Annotated in this window: 19 protein-coding genes and 1 pseudogene; 11 read left to right on the top strand and 9 right to left on the bottom strand. The window is 64.7% G+C overall.

Features of this window, described 5'->3' with window-relative positions:
• Positions 1-226: 226 nt before the first annotated feature.
• From JQ632_RS15725 to JQ632_RS15710, 4 genes and pseudogenes are all read left to right on the top strand, one after another.
• Complete coding sequence (locus JQ632_RS15725; RefSeq protein WP_212403464.1) at positions 227-1054, top strand: FkbM family methyltransferase; 828 nt, start codon at positions 227-229, stop codon at positions 1052-1054.
• Positions 1055-1075: 21 nt separating this feature from the next.
• A complete protein-coding gene (locus JQ632_RS15720) occupies positions 1076-1462 on the top strand; it encodes a VOC family protein (RefSeq protein WP_212403463.1) in 387 nt (128 codons plus the stop codon).
• An 84-nt stretch (positions 1463-1546) separates the two neighbouring features.
• Positions 1547-1765, top strand: a pseudogene (locus JQ632_RS15715) (hypothetical protein); the annotation flags it as partial.
• A 205-nt stretch (positions 1766-1970) separates the two neighbouring features.
• On the top strand, positions 1971-4145 hold the full coding sequence (locus JQ632_RS15710) for an OmpA family protein (protein WP_212403462.1): 2175 nt from the start codon (positions 1971-1973) through the stop codon (positions 4143-4145).
• Positions 4146-4332: 187 nt separating this feature from the next.
• Here JQ632_RS15710 and argG read toward each other — a convergent pair whose 3' ends face one another.
• The 6 genes from argG to JQ632_RS15680 form a co-directional block, all read right to left on the bottom strand.
• Positions 4333-5670 carry an argininosuccinate synthase gene (gene argG, locus JQ632_RS15705; protein WP_212403461.1) on the bottom strand — a complete coding sequence of 446 codons (1338 nt, stop codon included), beginning with the start codon at positions 5668-5670 and terminating at the stop codon, positions 4333-4335.
• A gap of 82 nt (positions 5671-5752) precedes the next feature.
• Positions 5753-6529 carry a phosphatase PAP2 family protein gene (locus tag JQ632_RS15700; protein WP_212403460.1) on the bottom strand — a complete coding sequence of 259 codons (777 nt, stop codon included), beginning with the start codon at positions 6527-6529 and terminating at the stop codon, positions 5753-5755.
• 157 nt (positions 6530-6686) lie between these two features.
• The gene (locus JQ632_RS15695) at positions 6687-7184 is read right to left on the bottom strand and encodes a hypothetical protein (protein ID WP_212403459.1); all 498 of its coding nucleotides are present in this window, start codon (positions 7182-7184) and stop codon (positions 6687-6689) included.
• 99 nt (positions 7185-7283) lie between these two features.
• Positions 7284-8486, bottom strand: coding sequence for a 23S rRNA (adenine(2503)-C(2))-methyltransferase RlmN (gene rlmN, locus JQ632_RS15690; RefSeq protein ID WP_212403458.1), 1203 nt, complete (start codon positions 8484-8486; stop codon positions 7284-7286).
• Positions 8487-8678: 192 nt separating this feature from the next.
• On the bottom strand, positions 8679-9323 hold the full coding sequence (locus JQ632_RS15685) for an invasion associated locus B family protein (RefSeq protein ID WP_212403457.1): 645 nt from the start codon (positions 9321-9323) through the stop codon (positions 8679-8681).
• A gap of 114 nt (positions 9324-9437) precedes the next feature.
• The gene (locus tag JQ632_RS15680; protein ID WP_212403456.1) at positions 9438-10277 is read right to left on the bottom strand and encodes an SDR family oxidoreductase; all 840 of its coding nucleotides are present in this window, start codon (positions 10275-10277) and stop codon (positions 9438-9440) included.
• Positions 10278-10386: 109 nt separating this feature from the next.
• Between JQ632_RS15680 and JQ632_RS15675 the strand changes: the two genes are divergently transcribed.
• From JQ632_RS15675 to JQ632_RS15665, 3 genes are all read left to right on the top strand, one after another.
• Positions 10387-11361 (top strand): NADPH:quinone oxidoreductase family protein, encoded by a 975-nt coding sequence (locus JQ632_RS15675; RefSeq protein ID WP_212403455.1) that lies wholly within the window; start codon positions 10387-10389, stop codon positions 11359-11361.
• A 512-nt stretch (positions 11362-11873) separates the two neighbouring features.
• The gene (locus JQ632_RS15670) at positions 11874-12761 is read left to right on the top strand and encodes a hypothetical protein (protein ID WP_212403454.1); all 888 of its coding nucleotides are present in this window, start codon (positions 11874-11876) and stop codon (positions 12759-12761) included.
• Between the two features lie 22 nt (positions 12762-12783).
• A complete protein-coding gene (locus JQ632_RS15665; protein WP_212403453.1) occupies positions 12784-13950 on the top strand; it encodes a TAXI family TRAP transporter solute-binding subunit in 1167 nt (388 codons plus the stop codon).
• 77 nt (positions 13951-14027) lie between these two features.
• Here the strand turns inward: JQ632_RS15665 and JQ632_RS15660 are convergent, their stop codons facing one another.
• Both JQ632_RS15660 and JQ632_RS15655 read right to left on the bottom strand, forming a co-directional pair.
• Complete coding sequence (locus JQ632_RS15660) at positions 14028-14405, bottom strand: YkvA family protein (RefSeq protein WP_212403452.1); 378 nt, start codon at positions 14403-14405, stop codon at positions 14028-14030.
• Positions 14406-14508: 103 nt separating this feature from the next.
• Positions 14509-14802 carry a 4a-hydroxytetrahydrobiopterin dehydratase gene (locus JQ632_RS15655; RefSeq protein WP_212403451.1) on the bottom strand — a complete coding sequence of 98 codons (294 nt, stop codon included), beginning with the start codon at positions 14800-14802 and terminating at the stop codon, positions 14509-14511.
• A gap of 150 nt (positions 14803-14952) precedes the next feature.
• On the opposite strand from JQ632_RS15655, the gene JQ632_RS15650 reads away from it, so the two are divergent.
• The 3 genes from JQ632_RS15650 to JQ632_RS15640 all read left to right on the top strand — a co-directional run bounded on the left by JQ632_RS15650 (position 14953) and on the right by JQ632_RS15640 (position 18899).
• A complete protein-coding gene (locus JQ632_RS15650) occupies positions 14953-16401 on the top strand; it encodes a TAXI family TRAP transporter solute-binding subunit (RefSeq protein WP_212403449.1) in 1449 nt (482 codons plus the stop codon).
• A gap of 120 nt (positions 16402-16521) precedes the next feature.
• On the top strand, positions 16522-18063 hold the full coding sequence (locus JQ632_RS15645) for an alkaline phosphatase (protein ID WP_212403447.1): 1542 nt from the start codon (positions 16522-16524) through the stop codon (positions 18061-18063).
• 248 nt (positions 18064-18311) lie between these two features.
• Complete coding sequence (locus JQ632_RS15640) at positions 18312-18899, top strand: hypothetical protein (RefSeq protein ID WP_212403445.1); 588 nt, start codon at positions 18312-18314, stop codon at positions 18897-18899.
• A gap of 3 nt (positions 18900-18902) precedes the next feature.
• On the opposite strand, the gene JQ632_RS15635 is transcribed toward JQ632_RS15640, so the two are convergent.
• Positions 18903-19307: a response regulator gene (locus tag JQ632_RS15635; RefSeq protein WP_249152020.1), complete on the bottom strand. Its 405-nt coding sequence runs from the start codon at positions 19305-19307 to the stop codon at positions 18903-18905.
• A gap of 162 nt (positions 19308-19469) precedes the next feature.
• On the opposite strand from JQ632_RS15635, the gene JQ632_RS15630 reads away from it, so the two are divergent.
• Positions 19470-20240 carry a Crp/Fnr family transcriptional regulator gene (locus JQ632_RS15630; RefSeq protein WP_212403443.1) on the top strand — a complete coding sequence of 257 codons (771 nt, stop codon included), beginning with the start codon at positions 19470-19472 and terminating at the stop codon, positions 20238-20240.
• Positions 20241-20306: the final 66 nt, after the last annotated feature.

The following is a 20306-nucleotide window of genomic DNA, read 5'->3' as shown; positions in this document are numbered from 1 at the left end:
TACAGAAGCAAGTACCCGGCGAGAGGATGACGCAAAAAGGGATTGACTAACCAAGGCCCGTTACAGAAGCCCGGATGGAGCGCAGCGAAATCCGGGACAGGTCTCACCCGCGAGAGGGATCCCGGATTTCGCCGCGCTCCATCCGGGCTACACGCTCTTGCATGCGACATTGGAGTCCCCTGCAAAACCGGCTATGGCTACGCCGCCTGCAACGAGGACGCCTGACTTGACTCCCGACAACGACCCTTCGCCCGCGCCGTTCGGCGCTTTCGCGCCCAATGCGGCGCAGGCTGCGATTATCAGCCTCGCACAACGTTCACGGCTGAAGCGCGGCGCGTTCCGTCCGTGGCTGTCGCGGCTGGTCAATTTGATGCGGGCGGGCCCCGTCGACGTTACCTATCAGGGCGCCTCGTTCCGCTTCTATCACCAGGGCAGTGCGACCGAGCGCGGCGCGCTGTTCAATCCCGACTACAATCTCGATGAGCTCCACTTCCTGCGCCAGCACACGCCATCAGGCGGCGTCTTCCTCGATGTCGGCGCCAATGTCGGCACGTTCTCGCTGGTGATGGCGCGCCATGTCGGCGCACAGGGCAAGGTGGTTGCGATCGAGCCGCATCCGACCACTTTCGCGCGGCTGTCCTTCAACCACGCGGCGTCGAACGTGCCGCAGGTGCGCCTGGTGCAGGCGGCGGCAGGTCCGAGCGATGGTGAGTTGATGATCGAGACCGACGGCGACAATCTCGGTGCCAGCCACGTCGTGTCAGGCACGGCAACGGCGCAAGCCATCAAGGTGCCGTCGCTGCGCTTGACGCGGATCCTCGAAGAGGCCGGCGTCAGCCACGTCGACGGCCTGAAGATCGATGTCGAGGGTTTTGAGGATCACGTCCTCATCCCCTTCTTCACGGAGGCACCGCCCGCGCTGTGGCCGCGCGCGGTGGTGATCGAGCACCTGTCACAAAGGGAATGGCGCGAGGATTGTATTGCGGACATGGTCGCGCGCGGATTTGCGATCATCAAAAAGACACGCAGCAATACCTTCCTGCAACGTGCGTGAGTTCGAACAACGGAGATTGCGATGATCGACCATATGGGTTTTTCGGTTTCCGACTATGAGCGCGCCAAGGCGTTCTATCTGAAGGCGTTGGCGCCGCTCGGCTACAGCCTGATTATGGAAGTGACGCCGGAGCAGACCGGCCACGATTCCGCTGCGGGCTTCGGCGCCGACGGCAAGCCGGATTTCTGGATCGGCGGCGAGGGCGCGATGAACAAGCCGGTGCACGTCGCCATCGCGGCGAAGGATCGCGCCACGGTGGACGCGTTCTACAAGGCCGCAATCGCCGCCGGCGGACGCGACAACGGACCGCCCGGCATCCGCGCACATTATCACGCCAACTACTACGGCGCCTTCGTGCTCGATCCCGACGGACACAATATCGAGGCGGTCTGCCACGCGCCGGCCTGAGCGGGTTCCGACCTCGCGCACCGCGGAACATCGCCGCATCGCCGACGTTGTTGTCCTTCGAGCAACGAACCCAGATGATGCACGATGCCGATCGAACCGCCGGAGATACCTCCGGCAACGCCGGGCAATCCCACCGAGCCTCCGCCGGGCATTCCGCCCGGGAATCCGCAGCCCGAAATCACGCCGCCGGTGCGAGAGCCTGGCGAATCACCGCAACCGGACGAACTGCCGGGCCACATTCCCGAAGAGATTCCGCCGCGCGGTCCGAACGGGCCGCGCACGCCAAATCCCGCGACCGACGCCGATTTGTCGCGGGCCACGCATGTGAAGCGATTGCAAGATGCATCTGAATGCGCAATGAACGGTGATGTTTTGAATCGCTTCGCATGCGGAAATAAATCGAGCCGCGTCGCGCTCGACCGCCACAATCCGGCCTAACGCGTATCTGTTCATCGTCCGACGACTATTCACCCGACTTCGTTCAAGAACCTTCCGGGGATTTATTCTCATGACTCACCTTCGCTTCGTGCTGCTTGCCACGACGGCTCTCACCGCGATGCCATTCGCAAGCTCCGCATCGCATGCGCAGAGCGCATCGACGCCCATCGTGATCGCGCAGGCCGGGCCGGCAGGCGAAGTCGGCCCTGACGGAAAACCGAAGCAGCCGCCGAAGGCAGGTCCAGGCCCGGCGGCACCGCCGCCCGCGGCCAAGCCGCCGGCTCCCCCGCCTCCGCCCGCCGCAGCACCGCCGCCGCCTCCCGCGCGTCCGACCGCGCCGCCGCCCGCGGCCGCACCGCCGCCGCCTCCGCGCCCGGCTGCTCCGCCTCCGCCACCCCCTGCTCCGTCACGTCCGACGCCGCCACCGCCGCCGCCCGCGGCGCATCCGGCGCCTCCTCCGCCGCCGCCGCCCGCTGCAGCACCGAAGGCGCCGACACCGCCTCCGGCCGCGGCTCCGCAGCAGCATGCACCAACGCCACCTCCGCCTCCGCCGCCTTCGGCTGCGCCGCCGGCGCGCGTTGCTCCGACGCCAACTCCAGCAGCTCCGCCGCCGCCGACCACACGCGCGACACCGACCCCGCCTCCGCCGCCGCCCCCGGCTTCACCGCCGCCGGGACGCACTCCGCCTGCACCGACACCCGCTCCAGGTGCAGCGCCTGCTCCGACAGCGACTCCCATCGCACCACCCCCGGGACGCTCGGGTCCGCCGCCTGCCGGCGCGCCGACAACCGCGCCTGCAACGGGTCCCGGCGCGACGCCCGCGCCCACCGGAACTCCTCCGGCTGGCACCGCTACGCCGCCTCCCGGACGCCCGGGCCAACCGCCTGCTCCGGCGGGATCGCCGACGCCTGCACCCGGCGCGGCGCCGGCACCCACGGGCACGCCGCCTGCGGGTGGCGCGCCGACGCCGCCTCCTGGACGTCAGGGTGGTGCGCCGCCGGCCGGCGCACCCGCCGCTGGCGCGCCTGCGACCGGACCTGCCGCCGGCACGCCTGCCGGAACGCCGCCTCCACCGCCGCAGGCGGGCGGACCCCGGCCCACACCTCCTGCCGGCGCCGCGGCACCAAGTGTCGTCCCGGGCACGCCAGCCGCAGCGCCACCACCCGACAGGGCGCAAAACGCTCCGCCGACGGTGGCGCCGGCCTTCCGGGCTGCGCCGACGGTCACAGCGCCGCTGCCGCCACCGCCGCGCCCGCCACAGCGTGACCTGACACCGCTCGCGATCGGTGCAGGTGTCGTGGCCGGCGCCGTGATCGGCGCGACCATTGCCGACTACCGCAACCAGCGACACGAGGTCGTCGAAGGTGGCCGCACGATCTACACCGAACCGGATCGCATCATCATCCGCGATCCGGGCGGGCAGGCATATGTCCGCGGCAACGATCTCTATCGCTTCCGCTATGGCGCCCGCGACATCCGCACCGACACCGTCGGCGGCGACACCCGCACCGTCGTGATCCGTCCCGACGGCAGCGAGGTGATCACCGTGGTCGGTCCGGACGGTCGGTTGCTGCGGCGAATCCGCAGGGACCCCAGCGGGCGCGAGATCATCATCATCGACAACAGCTACCGCGATCCGCGATCGGTCGGCGGCTTCTATGTCGACGCGCCGCCTCCGGTCGTCAACATTCCCTACGATCGCTATATCGTCGACGCCCAGGAGGCGTCGCCGGATGTGATCTACCAGACGATGGTGGCACCGCCGGTCCAACGGATCGATCGTCGCTACACGCTCGACGAGATCCGCTACAGCCCCAATGTTCGCATGCAAATGCCGAGCATCGACGTCAACACGATCAACTTCGAGACGGGATCGTGGACTATCCCGCCTGACCAGGCGGCGAAGCTGCAGTCGATCGCCGACGGCCTCAATCGTGCGATCCAGGCCAACCCGCGCGTGGTGTTCCTGATCGAAGGTCACACCGACGCAGTCGGCAACGAGGTCGACAATTTGTCATTGTCGGACCGTCGTGCGCAGTCCGCGGCCGAATTGCTGACCCAGCAATTCGGTGTGCCGGCAGAGAACCTGACGTCGCAGGGTTACGGCGAGCAGTATCTGAAGGAGCAGACACAAGGGCCGAGCCTGATCAACCGGCGCGTCACCATCCGCAACATCACGCCGCTGCTCAACGGCGGACAGGCCTCGCTGCCGCCGCCCCCGCCCGGCACCGCACCGCCGCGCTGAGGACAGGCATACAAAAGCAAAAGGCCGGGAGCGATCCCGGCCTTTTTGTTTTCGCTTCGTAGCTTTGTAGGGTGGGTTAGCGAAGCGTAACCCACCTCTTTTTTCTCCGCGGTCACAGAAGTGGTGGGTTACGCCTGCCGACTGCGCTTCGCGCAGCCGTCTGGCTAACCCACCCTACGACGCCGCACTAACCCTTGTCGCTTTCGAGCCTGAAAATATGCGAGCCCTCGCTGCCCGACAGCAGGCCCGTCTTCGAATAAAGACCGAGTTTTACGCGGGTGTCGGCGATGTCGAGATTGCGCATCGTGAGCTGGCCGATGCGGTCGGCCGGCGTGAACGGCGCGTCTTCCACCTTCTCCATGCTGAGCCGCTCCGGCGCATAGGTCAGGTTCGGGCTCTCGGTGTTCAGGATCGAGTAGTCGTTGCCGCGGCGCAGTTCGAGCGTCACCTCGCCGGTGACCGCGCGCGCGACCCAGCGCTGCGCGGTTTCGCGCAGCATCAGCGCCTGCGAGTCGAACCAGCGGCCCTGGTAGAGCAGACGGCCGAGCCGCATGCCGCTGATGCGGTATTGCTCGATGGTGTCCTCGTTGTGGATGCCGGTGACGAGGCGCTCATAGGCGATGTGCAGCAGCGCCATGCCGGGCGCTTCGTAGATGCCGCGACTCTTGGCTTCGATGATCCGGTTTTCGATCTGGTCGCTCATGCCGAGGCCGTGGCGGCCGCCGATCGCATTGGCCTCGAGGAACAGCGCGACGGGATCGGCGAACGTCTTGCCGTTCAGCGCGACCGGCTGGCCTTCGTCGAAACGCACTACGACCGTCTCGGCCTTGACGGCACAATCGTCGCGCCAGAACGGCACGCCCATGATCGGGTTGACGATCCTGATGCCGCTGTCGAGGTTTTCGAGATCCTTGGCTTCGTGCGTTGCGCCGAGCAGATTGCTGTCGGTCGAATACGCCTTCTCGGCGCTCATCTTGTAGGCGAAGCCATTGGCGGTCATGAACGCTGACATTTCCGCGCGGCCGCCGAGCTCGTCGATGAACTGCTGGTCAAGCCAGGGCTTGTAGATCCGCAAGCTCGGATTGGTCAAAAGGCCGTAGCGATAGAAGCGCTCGATGTCGTTGCCCTTGAAGGTCGAGCCGTCGCCCCAGATGTTGACGCCGTCCTCCTTCATGGCCGCGACCAGCATCGTGCCGGTCACGGCGCGACCGAGCGGCGTGGTGTTGAAGTAGGTGAGGCCGCCGGTCGAGACGTGGAAGGCGCCGGATTGAATTGCGGCGATGCCTTCGTGGACCAGTTGGGTGCGGCAATCCACCAGCCGCGCCTTCTCGGCGCCAAAGTCCATCGCCTTGCGCGGGATCTCGTCGTAGTCGGCTTCGTCGGGCTGGCCGAGATTCGCGGTGTAGGCGTAGCAGCGCGCGCCCTTCTGCTTCATCCAGAGCAGCGCCGCGCTGGTGTCGAGGCCGCCCGAAAAAGCGATGCCGACTTTCTCACCCTTGGGCAGGCTTTTCAGGATCGTGGTCATGGTGCTTCCAATCGGATGTCGTAGGGCTGGGTTTGAGTGCGCGAATAACAAATTTCGCCGACGTAAGCACGCCTTTAATGGCTCAAAGGGACGGCGCGGGCCCCGTTTTGCGGCCGAACAGCCGCTGGCGGAGCCGATAGCCGGGCCAGGCCAAACGGGTCAGCGCGGCGTCGATGGCCGCATCGGACAGCCGAGTCCGCGGCCAGCGGTAAATCAGCGCAAAGGCGAACCAGATCACGACGAAGGTGACGAGGCCCGCGATCGCCACGTCGGTGAAGAAGTGCCCGCCAAACGCCATGCGCAACCCGCTGGTCACGGCACCGAAAACCACGGCGCCGGCATAGGCAAGCGGTCGCCATTGCGGAGGCGCCAGCGCGGCCGGCGCCAGCGTCCAGAACGCGGTCGCGCCCTCGCCGGAGAAGAAGGAGCAGTTGCGGCCGCAGCCACCGCGCGGATCCCACCACGGCACGAATTGCTGGTCGCCGGCGAACTCTGTCACCACCACCGGACGCGGCCGGCCCCAATAGGTCTTGAAGGTGAGATTGGTGAGGACGCCGGCCGACAGCGTCAGCGTCAGCAGCAGGAAGATGATCGCGCGTCCCGACACCATCAGCGGCCGGTCGGGCCTGACAAGCTTGACCACCAGCGCCACGATCGACGGCAACGCGAACGCCCAGGCGATCCACATCGCCGCGTCGCGCGCGATGCCGGCATATCCGTTCAGCTTGAGCGGAAAGGTCTTGCTCTCAGGGTCGAAGAACAGGCTGGCAAGCTTGAGGTCGAGCTCGGGATAGATGCCGAAAACGAGGCCGATCACGAGCCACAGCGCCAGCGCAACGAAAAGTCCGGTCCGGTTCATGGCGCGCGGTTTAGCCGAGGCGGCACCACATGAAAACCCCGCCTGTTGTCATTCCGTGATGGTCCGAAGGACCAGACTTCAGATGCGCCCTTGCGCATCGGGGAATCTCGAGATTCCGGGTTCGGCTCTTCGAGCCGCCCCGGAATGACACCGTTGTTTACGGCGCGTCCGGCGGGCGCGACGCCGCGGGGAGCGGCGGGGGTGGCTTGAGCGGGGGCGGCGGATGGCGCCAGGCGCCGGCATTGCGGCCGGCGATGATCCAGTAGACGAAGCCGGCGACGATGCCCGCACCGGTCATGATCTCGAGGTGGCGGCGGACGATGCCGGAGAATTGCAGCGTGTCGGGATCGAACGGCACGAGGCCAAGATAACAGGCCAGTCCCACGAGCCCGCCGCCGATCGCATAGGCGAGCACGCTGCGGATATAGAGCGCCTCGGTGATCGCGACGATCAGCATCGCGGGCAGCAGCGCAAAGCCCGAGACGAAGATGAAGCCGAAGCCAAGCAAGATGTCGATGGTGCTCTCATCGACGGGACCGGCACCGAGATCCGCGAACTCGGGAAACAACAGCGCGCCGACCACGATCATGCCGCCCACCAGGCATGACGCGAAAAATCCGATCAAAATGACAAAGAGGCGCCCGATCAATCCCATCGGACACGTCCATCGTCGTTCACAAGAAGCAGCACAACATCCCCACCGTCACGCCCGGACCCGTCAGCGGCCATGACGGATGTTGATGGCCGCTTCATGTCAATCCGTCATCGCCATGGCACGCAATGCATCGCGCTCGCGGACGGACAGCTTTTCGGTTTCCGACTTGAGCTGGCCACAGGCGGCGAGGATGTCGCGGCCGCGCGGCGTGCGCACCGGCGAGGAATAGCCGGCGTTGAAGATGTATTCGGAGAATTTTTCGATCTGATCCCAGTCCGAACATTCATAGGCCGTGCCGGGCCAGGGATTGAACGGGATCAGATTGATCTTCGCGTGAATGCCCTTGAGCAGCTTCACCAGCAGCTTGGCGTCATCCAGCGAATCATTGACGCCCTTGAGCATCACATATTCGAAGGTGATGCGGCGCGCGTTCGATGCGCCGGGATAGTCGCGGCAGGCCTGCAACAGCTCGGCGATCGGGTATTTGCGATTGAGCGGCACGAGCTCGTTGCGCAGCTCGTCGCGCACTGCATGCAGCGAAATCGCCAGCATCACGCCGATCTCCTCGCCCGCGCGTACGATGTTCGGCACCACGCCCGAGGTCGACAGCGTGATGCGACGACGGGAAATGCCGATGCCTTCATTGTCGCCGACGATCAAGAGCGCATCACGCACCGCGTCGAAATTGTAGAGCGGCTCGCCCATTCCCATCATCACGATGTTGGTGACGCGGCGCGTGCCGTCCTCGCGATCGGCCCAATCATTGAGACGATCCCGCGCGACCATCACCTGGCCGACGATCTCGCCGGCAGTGAGATTGCGCACCAGGCGCTGCGTGCCGGTGTGGCAGAAGGCGCAGTTCAGCGTGCAGCCGACCTGCGATGAGACGCACAGCGTGCCGCGATCGGTCTCGGGGATGTAGACGCACTCGACTTCATGCGCCTTTTGGACATTGTCGCCGCTCGGCAGGCGCAACAGCCATTTGCGGGTGCCGTCGTTGGAGATCTGCTCGGCCACCACTTCGGGCCGGTCGACGGTGAAGCGCTCCGCAAGCTCGGCGCGGATGCTCTTCGAGACCGAGGTCATCTCGTCAAAGCTCTTGGCGCCGCGGAAATAGATCCAGTGCCACAATTGCTGGACGCGCATCTTGCGCTGTGAAGGCTGAACGCCGATCTCGCCGAGACGATCGGCGAGCTCGGCCCGTGACAACCCGATCAGCGACGGCTTGGCCGGCGGCACGTAGGTCTCGAGCGGAGTCTTCTCCACCAGGGTTGCGTTATGCGGCTCGGTCGTCGGTTGCATTGATTGGACCTGGGTGTTTTTTTCGTCGTTCCGGGGCGGCTCGAAGAGCCGAACCCGGAATCTCGAGATTCCGGGCTCGATGCTGCGCATCGCTCCGGAATGACGGAAGAAAGCTTGGAACCGCCCCTATATAGCAACCGGAACCGCCGATTGCGACCGCGCTGACCGCTTTCGGTCTTAACGCTTTCGGTCTTAACGCTTGCAGTCCTGCGCGATGCGGTCCAGCGCCTGGGCGAGGCCCTTCAGCGAGAAGGTGTCGGTCGTCTCCGTCCCCTTGGCCGACATGCCCTTGACCACCAGATCGGCCGATTTGCGCATGGCTTCCACCATCCGCTCCTCCTCGGCCGCATTCTTGATCCAAAGGCCGTCGCCCTGAGTATACATCGCGTAGGAGCCGCCGCCGACTTCGAGCGTCGATTCAGAGCCCGGCTTCAGCGCGTAGCCGATCATGATCGAGACTTCGTTGGAGACCTTCTCCGACGGCCGGGTCGAGACGAAGGCATAGGCGGGGTCGCGCGGGCGATTCGGCGGATTGGTCTTGGACGACGACGGTTTGGCCAGCGCGAAGCAGACCTTCTTGCCATTGGGCACGGCGGAATAGGCACCCCAGGTTCCGAACTGGCCGATCAGGGTCGGCTCGGCTCCACCGGTAACCGCTGCGGGGGGCGCCATGGGCTTGCTCTCGGGCTTGGCCGCTGTCTTCGGCGCGGGACTCGGTGCCGTCGTTGACGCCTTGGGCGCCGCTTTCGGCGCCGGTTGCGCAGTCTGCGCTTGCGCGAGATCGGCAATCCCGCACACCACCACAACAGTCATCGAAGCCAATAGCACCCGCCACATGCCGGAGTGGTTCCCTCAATATTGTGACTGGAAGATGGCCCGAGAGCGCTTTGTCCCCGGGCAGAGATACCCGGGAAAACCCTGCTTGGGAAGGTAGTTAGGAGCGGCGTAGAGTTAGCCTTTGGTTCGCGCGGCGCGCTGCTCGGCCCATTGCGCGTCGGTCCAGCGCAACAGATCCTCGGCGCCGGAACTGCGCAAATGCGCGCCGCCGTCGATCACCACCATCTCGCCATTGATGTAGCCCGCGCGATCCGAGACCAAAAAACTTGCGAGATCGGCAAGCTCGCGATGCTCGCCGGTGCGGCCCATCGGATTACGCGAGGTCCAACCCTCGTCGCGGCCCTCTGGCCGCAACTGCCCGGTGGCGCCTGCGGTCGGGAACGGCCCCGGCGCGATCGCGACGGTGCGGACGCCCCTCGGCCCCCATTCCACCGCAAGGCTCTTGGTCATCGCCAGCATCGCCGACTTCGCCATCGCCGACGGTACGGTGAAGGCGCGGCCGGTGATGGTCGAGGTTGACAGGATCGAGAGCACGACGCCCCTGTGCTTGCCCTCGATCCAGCGCTTTCCCGCCGCGAGCGTGCAATACATCGCGCCATGCAGCGTCGGCGCAAGGATGGCGTCCGCCGCACGGAATGACAGATGCTCGCTCTGCGCGATGAAGGTTGCGGCAGCGTTGTTGACGAGGATATCGAGCGGCGCCTCGCGCCAGATCTGATCCATCATGGCATCAACTGCGGCGCCGTCGCGGATGTCGCAGCCGATCGTCGTGACCTTGCCGCCGGTCTGCTGTTGCATCACAGAGGCCGCGGCCTCGAGCCGATCGACCTTGCGGCCGCAAATCACGAGCTCGGCGCCGAGTTCGAGGAAGCGCCGCCCCATCGCAGCGCCAAGGCCCGAGCCACCGCCCGTCACCAGGATGCGCTTGCCGCTGAGCAGCCCTGTTTCAAACATCGTTTGAATCCTTCGCGCTGTATTGTCGCCCGTGCCTAAATCCGGCAGAAACGGGCAAACTATAATTCCAGCTCGGAAACGCCAGTTCTGAAACACTCAAGGTGCCGCCATGAAAGCCATCCTCTGCTCGCAATATTGCCAACCCGACGATCTCGTTCTGGCTGACGTACCGGATCCGGTGGCAGGTCCCGGCGAGGCCGTGATCGCAATTAAGGCGGCGGCGCTCAACTTCTTCGACATACTGATGATCCAGGGCAAGTACCAGATCAAGCCGCCCTTCCCGTTCTCGCCGGCGGCGGAAGTCGCAGGCGTGATCGAGAGCATCGGCCCCGGCGTGACCGACCTCAAGGTTGGCGATCGCGTGGTGGCGTCGTGCGGCCACAACGGCGCGCGCGAAAAGATCGCGCTGCCGGCCGCCTCGATCGTGAAGATCCCGGACAATCTCGACTATGACCGCGCCGCGGGCATCATCATCATCTACGGCACCGCGTTGCATGCGCTGGAAGATCGCGCGAGCCCGAAACCCGGCGAGACGCTCGCGGTGCTGGGCGCGGCCGGCGGCACCGGCCTTGCGGCCTGCGAGCTCGGCAAGCTGCTGGGCCTCAAGGTGATCGCCTGCGCCTCGTCGGACGAGAAGCTTGCGTTCGCGAAGGCGCATGGCGCCGAGCTGACGCTCAACTACGCCAAGGAAGATCTGAAGGAGGGCCTGCGCAAACTCACCGACGGCAAGGGCGTCGACATCATCTTCGATCCCGTGGGCGGTGCTTACGCGGAAGCTGCGCTGCGCTCGATCGCCTGGGAAGGCCGTTTCCTGGTGATCGGTTTTGCCGCCGGCGACATTCCAAAAATGCCGCTCAATCTCGCGCTGCTCAAAGGCTGCGATATCCGCGGCGTGTTCTGGGGCGCCTGGACGCGGCTCAACTCGGCGAAGAACCGCGCCAATCTCGAGAAGCTCGTGAAGTGGACGGCAGAAGGAAAAATCTCCTCGCATGTCGACCGCACCTTCCCGCTCGCGCAGACCGCCGACGCGCTGAAAGTGCTCGCCGGACGTCAGGCGATGGGCAAGGTGATCTTGCATCCGTGATGTGTTGCAGATTGTGTCCGTCGCAGCAGCGTCGCCACATATTCAACTGTCAACGTCCGGCTTGATCGGGCGATCCAGTATTCCAGAGACGGCTGCGACTTAACCGAGCGGCCGCGGCGTACTGGATGCCCCGGTCCCGACTCACCCCGGGCCACAAGAGTGCTCGCCCGCCGAAGCCTTAGCGAAGGCGGCGAGCCCGGGCATGACAGCGGTGGGTGGGCGAAACCGTGCCCTCAATTCGTGGTTTTGCTGAGACTTCGTTGCACGCACAGCGTCTCTGGCATGGTAAATTTACCTTCAACCACCGCGCGCAAAATTGTGGTGCGCTCCGCGGCATCGCCCCAATCAAACCCAAAAGTTTCCTGATTCGCGCAAACCGCCGTCGTTTTTTGGGCTGATTCAAACAGCGATTTACCGGTTCCAGTTTGCGGGGCGCTTCTGGACAACAACAATAAGAAAACTGGCGTCAGGGACTGCCCCAGCGTTGCGTTCAGTATTTGGGGAGTTTGACCATGGAGACGACGGCCTACCGTCCCTCCGCGGCGTCGAGGGCTTTCGACGTCGCGCAGGACACGAACGATCCGCTAGCCATGCCGTATCATCTGGCACGCGCTGACCGGACCGACCTTTCACCACACGATCCGATTCCGCTGTTTCTGTCCGATCCGGAAAGCGCGCCCGACCCGCAGGAATTTTCGCCACGCAGCGTGCGGCCGCGCGCCGGCCTCGCCACGCAGATCGTGGCGAGCGTTCTCGCTGCGAGCGCCATTGCGGTGCTGATCGTCCTGTTTCAGGCCGATGTCAGCCGCCTCTTGCAACTCAATACCGGCGCCTGGGTGAGCAGCGTGATGGCGAACCAGCCGGCCACGCCACCCGCCAACGTTCCGCCGGTCCGCCAGATCCCGCTGAAGGATCCGGCGCGCGTATCGAACCCGATGCAGCTTGCGAGCGCCGACACGAAGGATGTCGTGACACCGGCACCGGCACCGGCACCGGCGGCGCCGAGCCGCGAGGCGATCGCAAACGCCTACCAGACCGCGCTGCAGGCGCAGACGCCATTACCTGCGCCAGCGCCCGCCGCTGCGCCGGCACCCCCGCCGACGCCTCCGGTCGCGAAGACGCTCGACGCCGATACGCTGGCGGGGCTGATGACCCGCGCCAAAAGCCTGATCGCCATCGGCGATATCTCGGCCGCACGGCTGCTGCTCGAACGCGCCGCAAATGCGCAGGATGCAGCCGCCGCCTTCATGCTGGGACAAACTTTCGATCCGGCGGTGCTCGGCACCAAGGACACACGCAGCATCACCGCAGACCCGGCCGCCGCGCGCGACTGGTACCAGAAAGCGGCAAAGCTCGGCTCGGCGGAAGCCCGGCAGCGCCTCACTCAGCTTCAAAACTAGAACCGACTTAGCAGGGAACACGATGCGCAACGTTGCGAGAATGGCGCTTGCCGCCATGATGATGATCTGCGGCTCTGCCGCGCAGGCCGCCGAGCAGGCCGAATATGACCCGACCAAGGTCTCCGACAGTCTGAAGGCGATCTTCCAGTTCGGCTCGACCTCGACCAAGCAGGCACTCAACGCCAATACGGTGACGCTGATCACCGGCACAATCGGCGGCACCTATGTACAGTTCGGGGCAGACCTCGCCTCCGTGCTCGACGACGGCAACAAGTTGCGCGTATTGCCGATCGTCGGCCGCGGTTCGGTGCAGAGCGTCGCCGACATTTTGTTCTTGCAAGGCGTCGACCTCGGCATCGTCCGGGCCGACACGCTCGACTATCTCGAGCGCAAGGGCTTTGCCAAGGACATCAAGAAGCAGTTCACCTATGTGACAAAGCTCTACAATGAGGAGATGCAGGTGATCGCGCCGAGATCGGTTGCGACTCTGAAGGATCTCGAAGGCAAGAAGGTCAGCGTCGACCTGCCCAATGGCGGCACCTTCGTCACCGCGCTGACGGTGTTCGAGCGGCTCGGAATCAAGGCGAACTTCGTCTATGTCGAGCAGCGCATCGCGATGGAGAAATTGAAGGCCGGCGAGATCGACGCCGTGATCGTGGTCGGCGGCAAACCGTACAAGTCGGTCTCGACCTTCAACAATGACGGCCGCTTCCATCTCGCGACGGTCGACTATGCGAAGCCGTTGCAGAGCGACTACCTGCCGGCGACGCTGACCGCAAAGGACTACCCGAACCTGATCAAGGACGGCGAGACCGTCGATACGATCGCGGTACCGGCCGTGCTCGCGGCCTATAGCTGGGCGGCGAACACCGATCGCTATCGCAAGATCGCGCAATTCGTGGACGCGTTCTTCACGAAATTCCCGACGCTGCAGAATCCGCCGTTCCATCCGAAATGGAAGGAAGTCTCGCTCGCCGCGCCCCTGTCGGGCTGGAACCGGTTGCCGGTCGCCCAGCAATGGCTCGACAGCCACGGCGTCGAGCCGGTGGCACGGCAGCGTTTTGAGGCCTTCCTGAAGCAGAATCCCGCGGCGGCCAAGGTGGTGCAGTCGGAGACCGACAAGGAAGCGCTGTTCAAGCAATTCCAGGCCTGGGAAGCCGAGAACGCACGGGCGCAGGCGCGGAAGTAGCGGGCGTCTTTTTCCGGATGGTCGTCCTGGCGAAAAGCCAGGACGACATTGGGGTTGGCAACCGAGCGCGATTGCGCCTACCCCGCCGCCTCCTCCACGCCGCGCTTCAGCGCGGCGCGGGCGGCTTCGCGGTGCTCCGACGTGATGTTGCTGGCGACGAGTTTGATCGCGGTCGCCAGAATCGCGGCGTCGTCGGTGAAGCCGAGCACCGGCAGCACGTCGGGAACGAAGTCGAACGGCAGTATGAAATAGGCGATCGCTCCCAACAGCGACGCCTGGACATGGCGCGGCGTCTGCTTGTCGAAGGCGCAGTAATAGGCGGCAAGCAGATCTTCGGCGAATGGCAGGTGCGCCGCGACACGCTTCGCTTTCCGCCAGAAGCGCCGGCGCACGCTGTCGCGATCTTCCGCGAGCCGATCGGCCGGCTCGAAGCCGACACTGTGTTCGGCAGCCATGGTCGAAACTCCCCGTTCAGCCCGGCGCGGCCGATGGCCGCATCCGTCGTCGTTCACAAGATGGGGATTGGCCGACGCCCCGCAAGATACCGAACTGTCGCGGTCAGGCTTTGGCGATGGCGTTCATCGCCCTGGCGAGCTCGATGTCGAGGGCCGTGACGCCTCCGGCGTCATGGGTGGCCAGCACCACCTCCACCGTCTTGTAGACGTTGCGCCATTCGGGGTGGTGATCCATCTTCTCGGCGACCAGGGCCGCGCGAGTCATGAAGCCGAAGGCTTCGTTGAAATCCTTGAACGTGAAGGTCTTGCCGATCGCTTCGCGTCCCGGGGTCTCATTCCAGCCCGCCAGCCCGCCCAGGGCCTGCTTGCGCGCTTCCGACGACAACCGCTCCGCCATGACCGCCTCCGTTCTTCAGGGGAACTTTACCCTAACACCCGGCTTACGCCCCGGTTCATACGGATTTCGTCCATCCGCTAACCATGACGGAGATGTAACCCCGGCGGGCAAGAAATTTGCTACAATTGTGGGCGTAGCTATCAGGCCAGGATGAAACCAGGCCTGAAACGCATGTTTGGGAGATCGATGACCGGGGGTACCGACCTGGCCGACATACCCACGCCGACGTCGCCGCGATCGGCGGCGCGGAAGACCATGCTTGTGTCGCTCGCACTCGTGCTCGCCGTCATCGGCACGCTGGTCGGCGGCTATTACTTCGCGATGCGGCCGGTGACGCTGAAGATCGCGGTGGGGCCTGCCAACAGCGATGACGTCAAGGTCGTGCAGACGCTGACCCAGGCCTTCGCGCAGAGCAAAGGTTATGTGCGGCTGCGCCCGGTTCAGACAGACGGCGCGACCGCCAGCGCCGAAGCGCTCGCGCAAGGCAAGGTCGATCTCGCCATCGTGCGCGGCGACCTCGACGTTCCCAAGAACGCACAGGCCGTCGCGACGCTGCGCAAGAACGTCGTGGTGCTCTGGGTGCCGCCGCCCGGCAAGGGCAAGAAGAAGGGCCCGAAGATCACCAAGATCGCGCAGCTTGCCGGCCATCGCGTCGGCGTGGTCGGCCGCACGCAGGCCAACGTCAACCTGCTGAAGGTGATCCTGCAGCAATATGGCGTCGATCCCGCCAAGGTGGACATCGTGCAATTCCCGGCGAACGAAGCCGCCGAGATGATCCGCGGCCAGAAGGCCGATGCCTTCCTCGCCGCCGGTCCCGTCAACAGCAAGATCACCGCCGACGCCATTGCGGCCTCGGCCAAGGACGGCGGCGTTCCGACCTTCCTTGCGATCGACTCGGCCGATGCGATCGCACAGAACCATCCGGTGTATGAAGCCGCGGAGATCCCTGCCGGCACTTACGGAGGTTCTCCCGACCGGCCGGAAGAAGAGGTCAAGACGATCAGCTTCGCGCACCACATCGTGGCGCGCAAAGGCCTGTCGGAAACCACGGTTGCGATGTTCACCCGGCAGCTCTTCGCCATACGTCAGCAATTGGTGACGGAATTCCCGCTGGCCGCGAAGATCGAGACGCCGGACACCGACAAGGACGCCGTGATTCCCGTGCATCCGGGTGCGGCCGCCTTCGTCGACGGCGAAGAAAAGACCTTCCTCGACAAGTACAGCGATTACATCTGGTGGGGCCTGATGGCGCTCTCCGCCATGGGCTCGATCGGCGCGTGGTTCGCGGGTTACCTGAAGAAGGACGAACGCGACAACAACAGCCATCTGCGCGAACGGCTCATGGATATGATCGTCGCGGCAAGGAAGAGCGAGACGACCGAAGAGCTCGACCAGATGCAGACCGAGGCCGACGAAATCCTACGCGATACGCTGCGCTGCTTCGATCATGGCGCGATCGAGGAAGGCGGGCTCGCCGCATTCAACATCGCGCTCGATCAATTCCATGCGGCGGTTGCCGACCGCAAGGCCGTGCTCTTGAGCCTGCCGCAAAACCTCCAGCGCGCCGGCGCGCAATTCCGCGCGGCAGGCAACGCCTGAGCACCTTGCCGGCGTTATTGCTGCGTCACATTGTCTCAATATAGCTTGTCCCTGTCACTCCGGGGCGATGCGGTACGCATCGAACCCGGAATGACCGTGTCTCAGCCAGCGAATCCCCCAATGAAAATCAAACTCTCCCGCCGTCGGTTCCTCTCCACCAGCGCCGGCGCGCTCGGCGCGATCGCGATGCCGCATCTGTCGCGCGCCGCCGACCGGCCGCTGATCAGCCACGGCGTGCAGTCCGGCGACGTTACCGTCGACGGCGGCGTGGTCTGGGCGCGTGCCGACCGGCCCTCGCAAATGCTGGTCGAGGTCGCGACATCGGAGTCTTTTGGCAATGCGCGCGCGCTGCCGCCGATCCCAGCGCTGCCCGAGAGCGATTTCACCGCCAAGATGGTGCTTGAGAATCTTCCCGGTGGGCAGGACATCTTCTACCGCGTCCGCTTCCGCGATCTCTCCTTTACTGCCGCCGAGAGCGAGCCTGTGGTCGGGCGCTTCCGCACTGCGCCCGCCGATCGTCGCGACGTCAGCTTCGTCTGGGGCGGCGACGTCGCCGGCCAGGGCTGGGGCATCAATCCCGATGACGGCGGCATGTTCACCTTCGCGACCATGCGCAAGCACCGCCCGGACTTCTTCCTGCATTCCGGCGACACGATCTATGCCGACGGCCCGATTCTCTCAGAGGTGAAGCTCGCCGACGGCAAGCTCTGGAAGAACGTCACCATTGCCGAGAAGGCCAAGGTCGCCGAAACGCTCGACGAATTCCGCGCCGCGCACAAGTACAATTTCTCCGACGACAACGTCCGCGCCTTCAATGCCGAAGTCCCGATCTTTGTGCAGTGGGACGACCACGAGGTGACCAACAACTGGTCGCTGTCGAAGGAGCTGCCGGTCGCCTACAAGGAGCGCAACATCACGCTGCTCGCGGCGCGAGCTGCGCGCGCCTTTCACGAGATGTATCCGATGCGCGAGAGCATCGTGGAGCCGGGCCGGGTCTATCGCCAGATTGCCTACGGCCCGCATCTCGACGTCTTCATGCTGGACGAGCGCAGCTATCGCGGCGCCAACGGTCCGAACCAGGAAACGACTTACGGGCCCGCCAGCTACTTCCTCGGCCCGGACCAGATCGCCTGGCTGAAGCGCGGCCTGCTCAACTCGCGCGCGACCTGGAAGGTGATCGCCTCCGACATGCCGCTCAGCCTTATCGTCGCCGACACCGCGAAGGGCGGCTCGGAAGCTTTTGCGCAAGGCGACGGCCCGCCGCGCGGCCGCGAGCTGGAGATCGCCGATCTCCTGCGCTTCATCAAGATGGCGCCGATCAGGAACACGGTCTGGCTCACGGCCGACGTGCACTATGCCGCCGCGCATTACTACGATCCGAACAAGGCGCAATTCCAGGAGTTCGATCCGTTCTGGGAATTCGTTTCCGGCCCGCTGCATGCCGGCACGTTTGGCCCCAACGATCTCGACAACACCTTTGGTCCCGAGGTCCGCTTCATCAAGGCGCCGGGCAAGGACAAGCCGAACCTGCCGCCGTCAGCCGGCATGCAGTTCTTCGGCCACGTCAAGATTGATGGCGCGAACGGGCAGATGACGGTGACGCTGCGCGACCGTGCCGACGTCGCGCTATGGTCGACCACGCTCGATCCGAAACCGGTCTAAGGCGAACTCTGCGTCCGCTGGCGGTGAACCATCCGGCCGGCCCGAACGACCATTGCAGGCCCGTCCCGCTTTCGGGACGGGCCTGATTTCGTTTGAGCCCATTTCGAGTTGAAGCCGTGCAGTTTAACCGCCGATCGATTGTCATTGCGTTGCTGCTGATCCAGGCACCGCTCGCCTGGGCGCAAGCCCCGGAGAAGGACAAGGCCGCGCGGGTGCGCGAGGCCTTCGCATCGCCTTACGGAATCGCCTTGACCGCCGAGCTCGGCAAATCGCTGCGCGTCAGCGCCGATCCGACGTGCCTGACCGAAAAGGGGCTCGCGGCCGACCAGCTCGGGCCGCGCGGCCGCGACATCGTCATCAAATGGGGCACGCGGCTGTTGGAAGGCTTGTTGGCGCCCATCGACCAGCAGATCTCCGCCAGGCCATTTGCGGGCACGGCCGAACTCGAACGCCTGAAAGGCAATGCGGACGTTAAGCGTTATCTGGCCATGGAAGAACCAATGCGTCAGGCGAAAATCCTTGACGTCGTCTTTGAGAATTTCGATCGCTACAATCTGGTCCGCCGGGTCAGGCTTCGCGCGGTTTATCCTCTGGGCACCGGCAATCAAGACCTGCTACGTCTCAATCCGATCGATGCCACGGAAGAGGCGCTGGACAGATTCGTCGATGGCAGTCGGTCGAAGGCGCTGAAGCGCTTCCTGAAATTGTCCGAGCAGGCGGCGACTGCGGAAGCGGCGGTCATCAAGGCAGTTCAGTCCCCGCAAATGACTCCACTCAATTTCTTCGAGGGCGTTGAAAGCGACCTCGCCGAACTCTGCATTCGCTCCGGCAAGTAACCGTCACGGAGCGCGCGTGCGCAGCGCCGCTTCCAGCGCATCGCTCGGACACGGCTTTTGCAGCCGCGGTATCCCGGCGAATTGTGGCGGGATACTCACCTCCGCGCCATAGCCGGTGACGAACACGAATGGAATCTGCTCCGCCGTCAGCCGCGCGGCAATCGCAAAGCTCTTCTCGCGAACCAGCTCGACATCGAGCAGTGCGAAATCGGGCGCCCGCCTCTCGATCTCCTGAAGCGCACGCGCGACGGAGGCAACCGTGCGCACGTGCTTCACGCCGAACCCCAGCAGGCGGTCTTCGAAATCGATGGCGATGATCGGGTCGTCCTCGGCGATCAAGACGTCGGAGGGATGGTCGGGGCCGTCAGGCAAAGTGGATGCCATGATCTCGTTGACGTAGGGCTGCATGTTTCTTCCCTTCTTGGAAGCCTCAACGCGACACCTGCGCCCAACATGTCGGAGAGTTCCAGGAACGAAACTCACCACATCGCCGTTGGTCCGTCTGTCCACTTGTGCACACGAGTTCTGGACGAACCTCGCTAACGTGACGAAGGGAGAAGGGGATCGGCGATGGACGTGTTGACTGGCAAGGCGGCGGAGACGACCAGCCGGCCTTACAACAATCTGTTGCGGAGATTGAACGACGCGGACTACGCGCTGATCGCGCCGCACGTCACGATCGAAACCACTGACGCCAACGATCTGCTCTATAATCCCGGCGACGATGTCCAGGTCGTGCATTTTCCGTGCGGGCCTGCGCTCGCAACCTTTCTCGTCGCCAACGAGGACGGGCGCGACGTCGAGACCATTCTGGTCGGCCGCGAGGGTGCGGTCGGCGGCATCGTCAGCGAGGGTTTTCTGCCGGCCTACACCCGTATCATCGTAAAATTCGGCGGACCCTTTGCACGCATTCGCGTCGGCAGACTGGAAGCAGCGAAGGCGAAATCGAAAACGCTGAGCAACATCTTTGCGCGTTACGCCGACTGCATGCTGGCGCAGATCTTTCAGTCGACCGCCTGCAACGCCATCCACTCGATCGAGCAGCGCACCGCAAAATGGATTTTGGCCGCGATGGAGCGGACCGAAGGTAACGACAGCGTGCCGCTGACGCACGAGCAGCTCGCGACCCTGCTTGGGGTCGGGCGCAGCTATGCCAGCCGGGTGATCCAGTCGTTCAAGGCCGAGGGTGTGATCGAGACGCGGCGCGGCTCGATCCTGGTCCGCAACCGCAACGGCCTGCGTCTGCGCAGCTGCCTGTGCAACGACGCGGTGAAAGCCCATTTCGAGGAGGTGCTGCGCGGCGTCTATCCGACCGAGGAGACGAGCCAGAGCTCGGCGTGACGGGATCGTCCTGCACCTCGCCGCACGAAACGCGGGAAGAGTGCTTGGAAGGCGTATCGCTCCCGA

Source organism: Bradyrhizobium liaoningense, assembly GCF_018130955.1.
Taxonomy (GTDB): domain Bacteria; phylum Pseudomonadota; class Alphaproteobacteria; order Rhizobiales; family Xanthobacteraceae; genus Bradyrhizobium; species Bradyrhizobium liaoningense_C.
This window is presented reverse-complemented; position numbering and strand designations above follow the sequence as displayed.

Coding starts and splice junctions, on each gene's coding strand:
- JQ632_RS15720 (WP_212403463.1), top strand. CDS start 1,076: ATGATCGACCATATGGGTTTTTCGGTTTCCGACTATGAGCGCGCCAAG.
- JQ632_RS15710 (WP_212403462.1), top strand. CDS start 1,971: ATGACTCACCTTCGCTTCGTGCTGCTTGCCACGACGGCTCTCACCGCG.
- argG (WP_212403461.1), bottom strand. CDS start 5,670: ATGACCACGATCCTGAAAAGCCTGCCCAAGGGTGAGAAAGTCGGCATC.
- JQ632_RS15700 (WP_212403460.1), bottom strand. CDS start 6,529: ATGAACCGGACCGGACTTTTCGTTGCGCTGGCGCTGTGGCTCGTGATC.
- JQ632_RS15695 (WP_212403459.1), bottom strand. CDS start 7,184: ATGGGATTGATCGGGCGCCTCTTTGTCATTTTGATCGGATTTTTCGCG.
- rlmN (WP_212403458.1), bottom strand. CDS start 8,486: ATGCAACCGACGACCGAGCCGCATAACGCAACCCTGGTGGAGAAGACT.
- JQ632_RS15685 (WP_212403457.1), bottom strand. CDS start 9,323: ATGTGGCGGGTGCTATTGGCTTCGATGACTGTTGTGGTGGTGTGCGGG.
- JQ632_RS15680 (WP_212403456.1), bottom strand. CDS start 10,277: ATGTTTGAAACAGGGCTGCTCAGCGGCAAGCGCATCCTGGTGACGGGC.
- JQ632_RS15675 (WP_212403455.1), top strand. CDS start 10,387: ATGAAAGCCATCCTCTGCTCGCAATATTGCCAACCCGACGATCTCGTT.
- JQ632_RS15670 (WP_212403454.1), top strand. CDS start 11,874: ATGGAGACGACGGCCTACCGTCCCTCCGCGGCGTCGAGGGCTTTCGAC.
- JQ632_RS15665 (WP_212403453.1), top strand. CDS start 12,784: ATGCGCAACGTTGCGAGAATGGCGCTTGCCGCCATGATGATGATCTGC.
- JQ632_RS15660 (WP_212403452.1), bottom strand. CDS start 14,405: ATGGCTGCCGAACACAGTGTCGGCTTCGAGCCGGCCGATCGGCTCGCG.
- JQ632_RS15655 (WP_212403451.1), bottom strand. CDS start 14,802: ATGGCGGAGCGGTTGTCGTCGGAAGCGCGCAAGCAGGCCCTGGGCGGG.
- JQ632_RS15650 (WP_212403449.1), top strand. CDS start 14,953: ATGAAACCAGGCCTGAAACGCATGTTTGGGAGATCGATGACCGGGGGT.
- JQ632_RS15645 (WP_212403447.1), top strand. CDS start 16,522: ATGAAAATCAAACTCTCCCGCCGTCGGTTCCTCTCCACCAGCGCCGGC.
- JQ632_RS15635 (WP_249152020.1), bottom strand. CDS start 19,307: ATGCAGCCCTACGTCAACGAGATCATGGCATCCACTTTGCCTGACGGC.
- JQ632_RS15630 (WP_212403443.1), top strand. CDS start 19,470: ATGGACGTGTTGACTGGCAAGGCGGCGGAGACGACCAGCCGGCCTTAC.